Source organism: Sinorhizobium sp. NG07B (assembly GCF_002532005.1).
In the GTDB taxonomy this organism is placed as follows: domain Bacteria; phylum Pseudomonadota; class Alphaproteobacteria; order Rhizobiales; family Rhizobiaceae; genus Sinorhizobium; species Sinorhizobium fredii_C.
Genome location: NZ_NWTD01000014.1, coordinates 19,003 through 33,530, shown reverse-complemented (window position 1 = coordinate 33,530; position 14,528 = coordinate 19,003). Strand labels below are relative to the sequence as shown.

Below are 14,528 nucleotides of genomic sequence, written 5' to 3'. Positions count from 1 at the left end.
TTCGAGCGATCTTCCTCAACATTGTTCCGAGCGAACCGGAAATTATGCTTTCCGCCGCGCCGTCACCCGTCGGCTGTGTAAGCCCACTGTCGAGGGGCTAGTCGCCATTCACGCAAGATGAAGGCGATTGCGCACGATACTGTCGTGTTTGTCGAATGCGCGACACGAGTTTGTTTTGTCGTTTTTATTTAGTCGAAGATTACACCTGATAAGTCTCGGAAAATCTTCCTCTCCCGATGCCGCACCGGAGTCGGCATGAGTTTTGAAACCCTTATTGACGCGACAGGCACTGACGACTGGCATTCAGTGGCGGGAACCAATGGCTGACCTTGATGAAAGCATCCGGACGGCGGAATCGCATTCGATCCAACGGAAGAAGACGCGTGGGATCTGGACATCCTCGCGGTCCGACTGGAAACAAACCATCGCGCCGCCAACTTCCCTGCATACAAAGCATTATGATGCGCGCCTGCCATGGTACACGATCTATCCGACAGTGTCGGAATTTTCCCCGGCGGTCGCCGCGGAGGATTGCGAGGAATGGCTGAAGGGGCTGCCAGCTGACGAGGCGGTGTCGCTCTATCTCCACATTCCATTTTGTCGGTCAATGTGCTGGTATTGCGGATTCCCTACGCGAATTACTCGTAGGCAGGCCTCGATTGTCGAGTACCTTTCGGTGTTAAGTGAGGAAATCCGTTTGGTTGCGGAGCAAGCGCCGCAGGCGCTACCGGTAAGCGACGTGCATTTCGGCGGTGGAACGCCAACCATCATGCCGCCCGCTGAGTTTCTCGCCCTAATGCAGATTCTGCGCCGCCGCTTCGCCTTTGAGAAAGCGGCTACCGTTGCTATCGAGATCGATCCTCGCACTTTCACGCCGGAAATGGCCGAAGCTTTGGAAGTTGCCGAGGTGACCCGCGCGAGCCTCGGCGTGCAGAGCTTCGATCTAACTGTTCAAACGAAAATCAATCGGGTCCAGTGTGAGGCAATAGTGGCGGCTGCCGTCGAAAACTTGCGCCGGCATAAAGTAAGTCGCATCAATTTCGATCTCATGTACGGTCTCCCGCATCAAACAGTGCAGTCCTGTGTCCAGAGCGCAACGACAGCGGTCGACATGCGCCCCGACCGGCTTGCGGTATTCGGTTACGGGCACGTTCCTTCTTATAGAAAGAATCAGCGCCTGATCGCTGAGACAGCACTGCCCGACGTTGCTGCCCGCGCTGAACAGGCAGCGGCCATTGCCGATACGCTGATTGCCGCGGGGTATCGCCAGATCGGGCTCGACCATTTCGCCTTGCCGGATGACGAGCTCGCGCAAAGGGCCGGTCGTCTGCGGCGCAATTCCTTGGGCTACTCGGCCGACACATGCCAAACCCTGATCGGCTTCGGCCCGTCGGCCATTGGTCGTCTCGGCAAAGGATATGTCCAGAACGAGATCTCACAGAGTTCGTATAGCCGACGCATCGCAGCTGGCCACTTGGCGACAGCGCGTGGCTACCGACTCAGCGTCGAAGATCGCGTGCGAGCCGATATCATCGAACGGCTCATGTGCAATTTAGAGGTGGACGTGCCCGCAGTCTGCGCAGCTCACGGATTTGATCCGATCCCCCTTCTGGATCGAGCCGAGCGTCTGACTCCGTTGGTCGAGGACGGGATCGTAGATATTGACAATGGTTTCGTCAGCGTGCGGCAGGAGCATGGCTTTGTGCTTAGATCTGTCGCTGCCGCATTCGACGCTTATCTCGACCGCTCCCGGTACTAGCGCCGTGGGGCCGCGTCGTGCTGATGAGCTATACACTTGCTCCTTCTTCAGAGTTTTGTATTTCAAGGATAAAGAAGGGCTTTGGCTTAGCTGCCAATCCCGCTGCGACACTCGCAATGGAAGCGGAGAAGCACGAGAGAAGAACGGTCCATGAATGACACTGCTACCAAGGCGGCCCAACGTACGGATCACCGGAGGGGCAGCGCCGGCGAGGTCTTTGCGACCTTTCTGAAGCTCGGACTGACCTCCTTTGGCGGTCCGATCGCGCACCTCGGCTACTTTCGTGACGAACTGGTCGTCCGGCGGCGCTGGATTGACGAAAAGGGGTACGCGGACCTCGTGGCGCTCTGCCAATTTCTCCCCGGCCCCGCCTCCAGCCAGACAGGATTCGCGCTCGGCCTCCTTCGCGGCGGCCCGCTGGGAGCAGCGGCAGCCTGGGCCGCCTTCACGCTGCCTTCGGCGATCCTGCTCGTCCTCTTCGCGTTCGGGGCGGCCTCCTTCGGCGGGCCTCTCGGCTCCGGCGTCATCCACGGACTGAAGGTTGTCGCCGTCGCCATTGTCGCGCAGGCGGTTTGGGGCATGGCCAGTAAGCTGTGCCCGGACAGGGAACGCGCGAGCATCGCGCTCGCCGCCGTGCTGATCGTCGTTCTCGTTCCCGGCTCCGTCGGTCAGCTCGCGGCCATTGTCGTCGGCGGTGTCGCCGGGCTGTTGTTATGCCGGAGAAAGGGTGAGGCAATCACCGGGCATGTCAGCTTTCCGGTATCGCATTCCGTCGGCTGGATCGCGCTCGTCCTGTTCTTCGGCATGCTCTTCGGCTTGCCGATTGCGGCCGCGACAACTTCGTCGCAAGGCTTGGCAGTCTTCGGCGCCTTCTACCGCGCCGGCGCGCTTGTCTTCGGCGGAGGGCACGTCGTCCTGCCGCTCCTGCAGGCGGAGGTCGTGCAGCCCGGTTGGGTGATGGCCGACCAGTTCCTCGCCGGATACGGCGCGGCACAGGCGGTGCCGGGGCCGCTGTTCACCTTTGCCGCCTACCTCGGTGCGGCGCTTGGCCCCGAGCCCAACGGCCTGATCGGAGCCGGCATCGGGGTTATCGCGATCTTCCTGCCCGGCTTTCTGCTGCTGATCGGCACCATTCCGTTCTGGGATGCATTTCGCACGAGGCCTGCGGCGCAGGCGCTGATGCGCGGGGCCAACGCGGCGGTCGTGGGCGTCCTCGGAGCCGCGCTCTACCAGCCCGTTTGGACCAGCGCGATCGTTGGCCCGCACGAGTTGGCGCTCGCTCTGATTTGCTTTGTCCTTCTCATGTCCTGGAAGTCCCCGCCCTGGATCGTGGTGGTCGTCTCAGCCGTCGGCGGCGTGCTGATAGGCTTCGCCTGACCTCCACTTTAGAATCGCGGCGGGCAAAATCTTCGCCTGACGGGTGAACGCATCAACGATGTCAGCAGAGTGCCAACGCTCGAGCTTCGCTCGTGGGGATATGGAGGAGGTTCGCGCAAAGCTGCCGCGAGGTCGGTTTCCAATCAAAATCAGCAGAGGAGCGGAAGTCGACGAATGGGATGTTTGTCGCATCTGTGGATATAATCGACCGCCACCGGATCAGCCAGAGAACGCCTGTCCTGCAACAACCGGTTCAGGGCGGTAGGGAAGATGGGTCCCGTCTGCCGCCGACCCGTTTTACCCTTTCCTATCCTCAAGGGGTGGTCCGACAATCATCACGGCGGGGTCTTGGGAGAGAAGCCGTTTTGCGGCCGACCGGACGTCCTCCGCGTTCACAGCCTCAATCAACTGTTTCCGCCGCTCGATATAATCGATGCCGAGATCTTTCATTTGGATATCGACCAGAGTGTCGGCGACGGTGCGGAACGAGTTGAGATTGCGGATTGCGTAACCGGCAATCGCCTTTCTCTTCGCCGCTCCGAGCTCCTCCTCGCTGACGCCCTCCTCCGCGATCCGCCTCACCTCGGCGCGAATGAGGGCGAGTGTCTCTGCTGCCCGATCCGGGCGGGTCCCCGTGGCGATAACGAGAGCCGAGGCATGGTCATTGTTCACGAGGGCAGATCGAATGTGGTAAGCGAGCCCTCGCTTCTCGCGTACTTCGTTCCAGAGCCTGGACGTGAACGCGCCTCCGCCTAGAATGTCATTCATCAGATAGGCTGCAAAGAACTGCGGGTCTTTGAGGCTAACTCCCGGATAGACCAGGCGCAGACCAGTCTGGGGTAAATTATACGGGATGCGAATTTCCTGCGCCAGCTTAGGGGCAGTGTCCGCAACCGGCGCCAAGGAGGGCTCGGCAGGCAACCCGCCGAATATCCGATCCAGATCGTGCTTGAGTGCACCGGCGTCGATCGCTCCTGCTACGGCTATGGCAAGCTTGCCCCTCGCGAAGAGCCGCTTATGGAGCGCCTTGAGATCGAAGGTCGTGGCAGTGGCAAGGGTTTGCTCGCTCCCTTCGTTCCGCCAGGAATAAGGATGATCGCCATAGAGCGCCTTCCTCCATGCGCCCTGCGCGGCCGTCTCCGGATCCTTGGCTTCCGCGATGATGCCCGAAACGATCTGGGCGCGGATGCGATCCATGGGCGCTTGATCGAAGCGCGGCTGCTCGATGGCCAGCCGGAGGAGATAGAACGCATCATCCTTCTGATTGGCGAGCACTCGCATGAAGCCGTAGACCGCATCACGACCGGCCTCGAACCGCATCTCGGCGCCGGTATCGTCCAGCCGCTCCTGGAAGGCTTCGCTGTCAAGGTCGCCGGCCCCTTCATCGAGCAATGCGGTCATGAGATGGGCAAGACCTTCCTTGCCGGAGGGATCCTGCGTGGTGCCGCCCCGGAACGCGAACCGAATGGTGACGATCGGTACCGAATAGTCTTCTACCAGCCAAGCCTTGATCGCACTCGATGTCTCCACTTCCTGTATGGCCATGGCCGCCCTAGCCGACGTCGCTGCAAGACCCAGCAATACAATTACGATCAGCAGTGGCTTGGCGGCTCCGGTCGGCAGTCGGTTGTACCATGTCATGGGGTTTTATCTCCTGAGACCGCGTGCTCCCGCGGCAGCAGGTATCCTGCCACCGAGCGGTCAGAATTAAGGTATTTCCTGGCAACCGCCTGCACCTCCGCCGCGGTTACCGCGCCGACCCTCAACGGCCATACCTCCAAGTCGTAGGCAGTGCTGCCGGTCACAAGCGCCTTCCCGTAGATGTTGGCCATTCCCGCCTGGCTGTCGCGTGCGAAGACCATCGAACGCACCAAGCGGTTTTTGGCCCCCTCCAGCTCGAAATCGGGAACACCGGTCTCGATGATTTTCCGGACTTCAGCGTCGAGCGCGCGTTCCACCGCCTCGATTGTCGCCGCGCCGCGCGGCGAGCCATAAATCGTGAAGCTGGACGGATCGAGCGATCTTCCATGGAAATAGGCGCCGGCCCGAGAGGCTATCCCCTGTTTCACGACCAATTCCTGATGGATCCGGCTGCGCGATCCTCCACCGAGAATTTCCGAAAGAATTTCGAGGGCTTCCGCTTCATTCGGCTCGGCCGTACTGTAGGACGGCGTGACCCACGCTTTTCGCACACTCGGCACGGTCACGCGCGCGTCGGTGAGCGCCACGGTTCGTTTGGTGTTCTGCTCCGGCTCCTGGGGCCTTACGCGCTGCGGCAAATCCGGGCCACGCGGTACGGCCCCATAGGTCTTGTTCGCTAGCCACCACACCTCCCCGACGTCCACGTCTCCTGCCACGACCAGTATGGCGTTGTTCGGGGCATAGTGGCGATTGTAGAACGCTATGGCGTCAGAACGATTGAGCTCTTTCATCTCGTGCATCCAGCCGATGACCGGGATGCGGTAAGGATGGTTCTGATAGAGGGTCGCCCGCATCTCCTCCTCGAGAAGCTCCTCGGGGTCCCTCTCGACGCGCGAGCGCCGCTCCTGGAGAATGACATCGCGCTCCGGCACGATGACCGCGTCGGTAAGTTCGAGATGGCGCATCCGATCAGCTTCGAATTCCATCATCGTGCCGAGCGCCTCCGACGTGACCGTCTGATAGTAGGCAGTGTAGTCGGACGACGTGAAGGCGTTCTCTTCCCCACCGATCTCAGCGATCTTTGCTTCAAACTCGCCGGCAGGGTGCTTCTCCGTGCCCTTGAACATGAGATGCTCCAGGAAATGCGCGATGCCGGATTTGCCGGGTGGCTCATCGGCGTTCCCTGCCTTGTACCAGACCATCTGCGTGACGGTCGGCGTCCGGTGATCGGGTATGACGACCACCTCCATGCCGTTGCTCAGTACAAAATATCCAATCTCGGGTTTGCCTCGCGGGATCTCGGCGGCCAGCGTTTCCGGGGTTGTAAACGCCTGCAGCACAACCATGCTCAGGGCGATTGCACGGATACGCAGATCTATTCGACCATACATCATCTGCTCCCCTCAAAGGCACAATCGTCGGCCTGTTAGCTGGTTTGAATTGTTTTGTTTAGCACCGCAGCCAGGTGGGCCCTGATCGAAGATCGGCCGCTTCACGCCTGTGGCCACATCCACAAACATGAAGCACTAAGCGTGCCAAAGGGGAAACTCTTGTAAAAGCAACGCGGCCAGGCGACCCGACAATGAGGCATGTTCCCTGGATCGTCGTACATCGGACAATTCCGATATACATTTGAGGTGTTGCTCGCCCGGGATGCTCCGAAACCTGGACTGCCCCGTCGCAAATGCTGTTCAGGCGCCGGCGTTTGGCGTGAAGCGGAATGTTCTGGCAGCCCCCCAGGTCTCGTACTGGTAAGCTGCAGCGGCACTGTCGAACCGCCAGTGAAGAGTGTGCCCAAGCGCGGCCATGTTTGGGCGAATCAGGAACGCGACATCTCCGCGAACAAATTGTCGCAAAAAGGGCGCTCCGTCCGACAATTCAATGATCTTCCCCGACCAAACCGTCGCCGCTATCGAACAACTGCGTCGGCAAAGAAACAATAGACTGTACGTTTGACGAAAAACCTATCCATGTTTGGAAATAAACTGGACAATTACATTTGTGTTAATAGCAGCAATTGATTTTTGCCGGTACAGCATTGACCGAACGCCACATGCCCGCAGGAAAGTCATGTCCGGTCTCGGTTCTTCTCCTCTCGTTCTGCCTTCTAACCCTGTCCTGCTCGGCGGCGAGAACCGCTCCGGCACCACTCTGCTGAGTGTCGTGCTCGACTCCTACCCCGGTTTGGTCGTCGGCCCGGAGATCGATTTCACCGATCCCGTCGACCTCGGCCCGCACATTCTCGCGGTATGCGACATGATCGACCGCCGCGATCCACGGCTGGCAGGTGCCACGAAGGACACCGTTGATCCTGAGTGGTTCGACAGCGCGCACTTTGTCGTGCAGTGCGAGCGTTTCGGTCTCGACCGTGACGACGTGCGGAGCCTGGTGACCAGCCTAATGGCGGAGCGTGGTACCGATCTGTCGTCCCTCGACGATCGCTGCCGGCTCATCGACGCCATTGGCGAATTCCGACGTGAACAGACGGGAGCCGGACGATGGGGCCTGAAGCTTCAGCGGAGAATCCAGGACATCGGCATGTACGCGGCGATATGGCCTAAAGCTCATTTCATTCACATAATCCGCGACGGCCGCGACCTGGCTGCCTCACACCTTAAGACCGTCCCAGGTTGGGGCTACCGGACTATTGCGCAGGCCGCGACCGGCTGGCTGGAGATCGTCACCCGGCCCCGCCAGACTGCTCCTGACGGTCGTTATCTGGAAGTGAGGTATGAAGATCTGGTGACCCACCCCCGCCAGACCGTCGGTCGGATGCTGGAACACCTCGGCTTGCCATGGGACGAGGCAGTCCTGCACCACGCGGAGCACAAGCACGCGCTGTTCGACAAACCCTGGGGGCATCCCGCAGCGGAAGCCGCGGGTAAACCGCTGGATACCGGGCGTCGGGGACGGTACCGACAGGACCTCACGCCCGCGGAAATCGAGGAGTTCGAGCGGATCGCCGGGAAGGAGCTGCAACACCTGGGCTATGACTTGTCGATGCCGGATCCGGGGAGCGCAGGGTGACGCGGGAGGAACCCGAAGCGCCCCGCCGCCGCCTGCCCCGAAGCTTCTACCATTCCTCGCAGACAGGTACCCCATTTCATGCTCACTGACATGTCATCCCTCGATCTGTCCCCGGGCCGCCTCACCGTCTGGCGGGCTTGCGCCCCCTGCATGTCCGAGGCCATTTGGGCGGAAGATAAGCGTCGGGCGTCTCACGTTCAGGAAGCACACATCGCATATGCACTCGAGGCGGCCGATGAGGCCTCCCTGCCACCGTCCTGGCTGGGCTGCGTCTTCGATCTGCCCGCCGAACTTGATACGAATGCCTTCGCTACGGCGCTTTGCGGGTGGACAGACCGCCACGAAACCCTGCGGAGCCATCTCAGCCTACCCCCTCGCTCCACGCCAGGCGGTCGTCTCCAACGCAGGACGCTACCGGCCGGAGCCGTGAGTATCCACCACAGTGCGGCGGGGGACTTCACCGAGGGGCAGCAGCTGGCGCGGTACCTGGAGGAACTCTTCGACGCCGAAGTCGGCCCACTCGAGTGGCCCGCATATATTTGTGCCACCATCAGTCGCCCCGAGGCCATAACGGTCTGTCTCGTCGCCGACCACATCCTGATGGACGGTTACTCCATTCTCGCAACGGCGCATGAGATTCGCACTCTGTACGCCGCAGCACTTGCCGTTCGTGACGGCAAGACCGTCCCGACTCCTCTTCCCCCCACATCCAGCTATCTCGATTTCGCGGAGGGCGAACGAACCGAGGCCGACACGCTGACCCCGGACGACGAATCCATCGCCCATTGGCGGCAGTTCCTCGCGGAGGCAGGCGGCCGACTACCGGAGTTCCCTGTACCAGTTAGTGACGTGAGAAGCAGCTCCGCGGCCCAGCCAAGCGGATACACCGAGCTTCTCGACACATCCACGGCGCGCGCCTTCGACACCGTCTGCCGTAAGGCCGGGGGAGACTCGTTCTCCGGTCTGCTCGCCTGCCTCGCCAAAGTCGGCCATGAAATCACCGGTTCGGGTGAATTTCGAACCATGGTCCCCTTTCATACCCGGACAGCTCCCTTCCGGTCCTCCATTGGCTGGTACGTAGGAATGGGCCCGTTTGTTTTCCCGCTCGGCGCAACCGACTCCTTTTGCGACGCGGTGCGTCGGGCGGCCACCAACCTGGCGTGGTCGAAGAACCTGGCCAGGATACCTATTCCCCGAGTGGCGGATCTCCTCGGCCAGCCGCTCCGCGATCCCTTCATGGTCTCGTACATGGACCTTCGCCGTACCCCCGGCGCCCGGGACTGGAACAGTTGGCACGCTGTCACCCTGCGTAGCCGCAGCACCGATCCGTACGAGGTATGCCTCTGGTTCGTGCGGACCTTCGACGGCCTCGTCGCCAACTACCGCCACCCGGCCACCGGCCCCGCAGGCATCGCGGTTCCCGACTATGTGGCCCGCACAAAGCACATCCTGGCCTCCGTCGCGAGCACCGCTTGCTGGCCCGCCACTTCACATCGGACAGGAGACCGTTGCCAATGACGGACATCAGACACATTGCAGCGACCTCTTGTGATTACACAACCTTCGACGCGGTTATCGTGGGCTCCGGGCCCTCTGGATCGATAGTAGCGCGAACGCTTGCGGAAAAAGGCTGCCGCGTGGCCGTCCTGGAATATGGAGGCCTGGTTTCTCCTGGTGCCATGCACGAGCCCCATCAAGCGGCATACAGCAAGGCATTCACGTCCACTGGCGCCACTGACGGTAACCCGTGGACGGCGTGTTGCGTCGGCGGCGGAATGCAATTCTACAACGCAATCACGTTCAGATATCGCCAATCGGATCTGTCAGCTTCCCAATATCTTGGGACCGACATGGAGGTCGATTGGCCCATTACCCTTCAGGATCTCGAACCCTGCTATTCTCAGATCGAGCATCTCCTGGAGATCGGTGGCACGAACGGGCACGCATCGTACCCAGCCAGCCCCCGTGGAGTGATGTTATCCGATGCGATGCAGGAACTCGGCATAAGGCCGAAGCAGATCCCCCTGGCAATCCGGGCGCCTGGCGACAGCAGAGGATGTATCAAGTGTTCAGCTTGCGATGAGCTGGTATGCCCTACGAATGCGAGAGCATCAGTGCTTGCAAGAAACATATTGGATGACTCCGAACTGCCAGGAGCAATTTCGGTTTTCTACGGCTGTTTCGTCAACCGCGTCGAGATTGGCCGCGGCGGCCGGGCCGAAGCCCTGGAGTGCTATGTGGCGCTCTCATCGGAACTGATCCGGATCCCAGTTGAAAGGATCGTTGTCTGCGCAAACGCGATACAGTCGGCGGCATTAATGCTTCGGTCGAAGAGCGGGCATGCCCCGCACGGAATAGGAAATGAATCTGACCTTGTTGGGCGAGGCCTCTCCTTCAAGATCAGCGGCTACTCCGTCGGCTACGTGGATGCGGCTAATTGCGGCTCCGAGGCAATGGCTTCGCACTGGGGACCGCATGCAACCGTTTATACAGACGAGTTCTACGAACATACTGACGTACCATGCAGATTCGGTGGCCTCATTTATGAAGCGAATTTCCTCTTGCCGAGTGAGAACATTGGCCGCGTGCGCCTGCACTATATAGCCGGGGACGAGCCATGGTCGCACAATCGCCTAGTGCTTGATGACGCCGCTGACCGGTATGGTATCCCCTATATCCGTTTCGAATACAGGAACTCGGAAAATGACAAAGCCCGAATAGGCTTTCTCGCCGACCGCGCAGATGACATTCTGCTCCACTTGGGCGCATTCCGCATCGAACGAGAACCTTCCTCGCATGCAAGAGGCAGTTCCCACCTGCACGGAACCATGCGCGCCGGATGTGATCCCAGGAGCTCCGTCGTAGACAGTTGCGGCAAGGTCCATGGGTTCACCAACATCTATGTCATGGACGGCTCCGTTATGAATTTCGCGGGGAACAGCAATCCGACACACACAATCATGGCCAACGCGAGGAGAATGGCCCTGTCACTGAAGTAGAGGGGTAATTTGGATGCTCAATCCTGGAGTTACTGGACATTTAGCTGAATGGGAGGCTGACACTCCGGCGCCCATCGTCTTCCGCTCCGCCAATGGCGCAATAGCGGAGGACATCCATGGCAAGACCTACCTGGATATGACATCATGCAGCGGGGCTTCCCCGTTGGGCAGCAATAACACGGTATTCACGACCCGGCTTGCGCAGGCGATGGAGCAAGAAACTGACGTTCTGCCATCGCCAGTGAGCGAGCAACGCCAGCTACTTGCCGGAAAAATATCGGATATGTTCCCAGACACTCCTAGAGTGTTCTTTCTGAGAACCGGATCTTGTGCAACGGAAGCGGCCGTTCGTATCGCTCGCTACCGAACTGGTCGGCCGGTTATCCTGACGGCTGGCTTCCACGGCTGGCACGACATCTTTCAACAGCATCCTTGGTCGGACAATCCGCCGGCTAAGGATCAACACATCCAGGATTATCAATACGATCTCAGTATTCTGGAACAGCAACTGGCCCGGAACCAGGGCAGAGTCGCAGGCATTTTCTTCACGCCTGAGCCCTCAGTCTTTCCTTCGGGATTGCTCCAAGAAATCTCCACGTTGGCAGGACTGCATGGAGCCCTACTGATTGTGGATGAGGTCCTGTGCGGACTTCGTTATGCAAAGGGTGGCTATTGCCGAAAGCACGGTGTGAAACCCGACATCATCACATTGGCCAAGGGGATCGCGCAAGGCGTCGGCCTTTCCGCGGTCGCCGGCACCGCGGATGCCATGGCGGGAGCCGATAGGGCTTATCTCGGCAACACGTATCTGCGCGAGAACCGGGCCTTCGTGGCCGGCAACCTGACACAGGAAATATTTGAGGAAGCAAAAATTGTTGATCGCCTCGTCGAAAGGGGCTCAGCGCTCAAGAGGCAATTCCAAACCTCCTTCAAGCGCAGCGAAATACCTGCGCGCGTTCTCGGAAGCGATACGATGTTCGATATCCTTCTGCCCTCGCAAAAGCATGGAAGGGCCTTCGCTCAGAGGTGTCTGCAACACGGCATCTACACAGGCTATCCGGGAACATACATGAGCAATGCGTCCATGAATGGCGCATTTTTCAAAGCTCTGCAAACAGCATTGGAGCTCGCTCTCGCAGACTATCGCAAGGACGAGGACATGAATGCTCAGGTTACCGACGCATCGATGGTCAACTACTGCGCCGAGGCCTTTCACGCCACCGAGAAAGCATGTCTTTCCAACAAGCATCATTGGGCCTGATGCACGGAGGGAACCCGTGAACGATCAAACGAGAGCTACAATCCATTCGCACAATGGCTCGAATCCTCTAGACGGAGTGACGATCGAAGTTCAGCTTGCAGGTTATGATCACGTAGCCTTCGATCTGGACGGAACCCTTGTAGATTCCCAGGCTGTCGTCGAAAGCGCACTCCGCCGGTGGGCGCTGGAGGAACGGATTTGTCCGGATCACGCAATGCGGATGTCGGCCGCTCGCAGGGATATCGAGCTGGTGAAGGCGATTGCGCCGGGCCTCTCGCCGGAACACGAAGCAGCTCGCATCGCGGATTACGAGATCCAAGCAATGAGCCTGTTGCGGCCAATCCAGGGGGCCGCGGAGTTCTATAGCTCTATCCCTGATGAAAGGAAATCCATCGTCACCTCTTCGACAAGGGCTTCGGCCCTCGCCAGACTCGAGGCGGCCGGAATCTCCTGCCCGAGGATCATGATTGCAGCTGAGGACGTCAGTCAGGGAAAACCGCATCCGCAACCCTATCAAAGGCTGTTGCGGATGCTGCGCATGGCCCCCGAAAGATGCTTGGTGTTTGAAGATACCCAAACCGGAATTGAAGCGGCAACCGCTGCAGGCTGCGACTGCGTGGGTGTCGGCCCTGATGCCAAAGGTCACGCTGACACCAAGGGCTGGATTGAGAATTTTCGCGAGCTCCTTGCTTACCGGCCGGGCTGAACCTGCTTCCCAGACCAAAAGGAGGACTAGAATTTGAAGGTAACAACAAAACAGTGCACATCTCTATTTGACGAGGTGCTGGTAAAAGGGTCGGTCCTTGAGCGCTACGCCGAGGAACGGGCGGACTACGGGGAACTTCTCGATGAACTCTTTCGTTCGTCCAACGCAACTCGTGACAAGATTGGCGCCCGTTGTATTTGGCATATAAATTCCACCGCGTTCGGCGGTGGGGTGGCTGAAATGCTTCCCCACCACATTTGCCTCCTTCGGGAACTTGGTTTTGATGTTCGCTGGCTTATTTTCAAGCCGAAGGACGAGCATTTTTTTCAGTTCACCAAAGGGCTCCACAATTCTCTTCACGACACCATCGCAGCAGGTGTGAATGAGCTGCTGCCGTATTATCTTCAGACATCGCAGCAGGGCGCCTCGGAGCTGGAAAGGATTATCGGACTGGATGACTTCCTTGTTATTCATGATCCGCAGCCACTCTGTGCAGCCGCACAGTTCCTGGATTCTCACCCACACCCGGCGATCTGGCGATGCCATATTGGCTATCCGAAGCGCACTCCGACAGTCGAGAAAACCTGGGGCCTCCTGAAGGAATACCTCCGTCCCTTCCAGCGCGTTGTTCTGAGTGACGAGGCATATGCCTTTGATGCCGGTCACCCCATCGATTTCATCCAGCCATCGATCAGCCCCTTCTCGACCAAGAACCGCAACCATGAAGGGCCGCCGAGCCAGGCACTGGAGAATTTGGTTTCGTTCAACGGTCATGAATTAGAGTCCAAAGCGACCCTTCAGGACATTCTCGGCTCCCAGTATTTCCTGCATGTATCCAGGTGGGATGGACTGAAGGGCATTGACCGCATCATCGCTGCGTTCGATCGCTTTGTAGGAACGGCCCGCGACGAGATTTCCGAAACACGCCTGGTGATCGCGGGACCGGATCCTTTGGGTGTGGCAGACGACCCTGAAGGACGCGAGTATTTCGAGAAATGCGTAGTACTATGCTCTCAATTGCCCAAGGAAGTGCGGAGGCGCGTATATCTCACCTGTATCTCGATGAAGGACAGTGACGCAAATGCCGAAATTGTCGGGCGCCTGCAACAGAACGCACATGCGATATTTCAGCTCTCTCGCGAAGAGGGCTTCGGCCTGACAGTAACTGAGGCTCTATTCCGTGGCAAACCCGTCATAGTGTCTTCCGCCTTTGGCCTGAAAAGGCAGGTCATAAATGGGTCGAATGGAGTTGTCGTCGATACCCCGGACATCGAGATCAAAGCTGCAGAAATGATGCATCGCCTTGTGGCTGATTACGATAATTTCAGGGATATGGCGAGAACCGCGCGGGAAAACTCCCAGCGCTCCAGTACGCAAATTTCGCAAATACCAAAATGGTATGGCTCCATTCAATCGGCTCTATCCAGCTTCGACCAGACTCAAGGCCGGGAACCCTTTAAGCCAACCGTTAGCTGAGCCAGGCGGCGGAGGTTTGCCCGCCACTCAGCGAGGTATGCTTCCAGCTCCCCGGCGGGCCAGCGTGCCGTTTGCGACGGGCGGAGGTGAAGATCCGCTGCTCGTCGAGGGCTCGGCACACTTCAGGCACGGCGTACCGCCGATCAAGGAGCTGCTGGTCATAGGCGCACAAAGCTAAGGGGCGAAACGAGAGGCAGCCTTAGCCCCCTGCACTGGATCCGACCCGAGTGGGGTGGCCATCCGATGGTTCGTCGTAAGCAAACCACAGAAAAAAATGAACAC

Annotated in this window: 10 protein-coding genes; 8 read left to right on the top strand and 2 right to left on the bottom strand. The window is 59.2% G+C overall.

Features of this window, described 5'->3' with window-relative positions; translation table 11 throughout:
* Positions 1-319: 319 nt before the first annotated feature.
* Both hemN and chrA read left to right on the top strand, forming a co-directional pair.
* Positions 320-1,759, top strand: coding sequence for an oxygen-independent coproporphyrinogen III oxidase (gene hemN / locus CO664_RS26755; protein ID WP_234819602.1), 1,440 nt, complete (start codon positions 320-322; stop codon positions 1,757-1,759).
* A gap of 150 nt (positions 1,760-1,909) precedes the next feature.
* Positions 1,910-3,136, top strand: coding sequence for a chromate efflux transporter (chrA, locus tag CO664_RS26750; protein WP_097527554.1), 1,227 nt, complete (start codon positions 1,910-1,912; stop codon positions 3,134-3,136).
* 297 nt (positions 3,137-3,433) lie between these two features.
* On the opposite strand, the gene CO664_RS26745 is transcribed toward chrA, so the two are convergent.
* Positions 3,434-4,777, bottom strand: coding sequence for a pitrilysin family protein (locus tag CO664_RS26745; RefSeq protein WP_097527553.1), 1,344 nt, complete (start codon positions 4,775-4,777; stop codon positions 3,434-3,436).
* Positions 4,774-6,168, bottom strand: a complete 1,395-nt coding sequence (locus tag CO664_RS26740; protein ID WP_097527552.1) for a pitrilysin family protein — start codon at positions 6,166-6,168, stop codon at positions 4,774-4,776. Before CO664_RS26740 ends, CO664_RS26745 begins: the two co-directional genes overlap by 4 nt.
* A 679-nt stretch (positions 6,169-6,847) precedes the next feature.
* Here CO664_RS26740 and CO664_RS26735 point away from each other — a divergent pair.
* The 6 genes from CO664_RS26735 to CO664_RS26710 all read left to right on the top strand — a co-directional run bounded on the left by CO664_RS26735 (position 6,848) and on the right by CO664_RS26710 (position 14,246).
* Entirely contained in the window at positions 6,848-7,804 is a 957-nt protein-coding gene (locus CO664_RS26735) for a sulfotransferase (protein ID WP_097527551.1), read from the top strand.
* Positions 7,805-7,882: 78 nt separating this feature from the next.
* Positions 7,883-9,322, top strand: a complete 1,440-nt coding sequence (locus tag CO664_RS26730) for a condensation domain-containing protein (protein WP_097527550.1) — start codon at positions 7,883-7,885, stop codon at positions 9,320-9,322.
* Positions 9,319-10,803 (top strand): GMC family oxidoreductase, encoded by a 1,485-nt coding sequence (locus tag CO664_RS26725; RefSeq protein ID WP_097527549.1) that lies wholly within the window; start codon positions 9,319-9,321, stop codon positions 10,801-10,803. The genes CO664_RS26730 and CO664_RS26725 overlap by 4 nt, the downstream gene beginning before the upstream one ends.
* 13 nt (positions 10,804-10,816) lie before the next feature.
* Positions 10,817-12,064 carry an aminotransferase class III-fold pyridoxal phosphate-dependent enzyme gene (locus CO664_RS26720; protein WP_097527548.1) on the top strand — a complete coding sequence of 416 codons (1,248 nt, stop codon included), beginning with the start codon at positions 10,817-10,819 and terminating at the stop codon, positions 12,062-12,064.
* Positions 12,065-12,080: 16 nt separating this feature from the next.
* Entirely contained in the window at positions 12,081-12,770 is a 690-nt protein-coding gene (locus CO664_RS26715; protein ID WP_234819600.1) for an HAD-IA family hydrolase, read from the top strand.
* A 33-nt stretch (positions 12,771-12,803) separates the two neighbouring features.
* Positions 12,804-14,246 (top strand): glycosyltransferase, encoded by a 1,443-nt coding sequence (locus CO664_RS26710; protein ID WP_097527547.1) that lies wholly within the window; start codon positions 12,804-12,806, stop codon positions 14,244-14,246.
* Positions 14,247-14,528 lie beyond the last annotated feature (282 nt).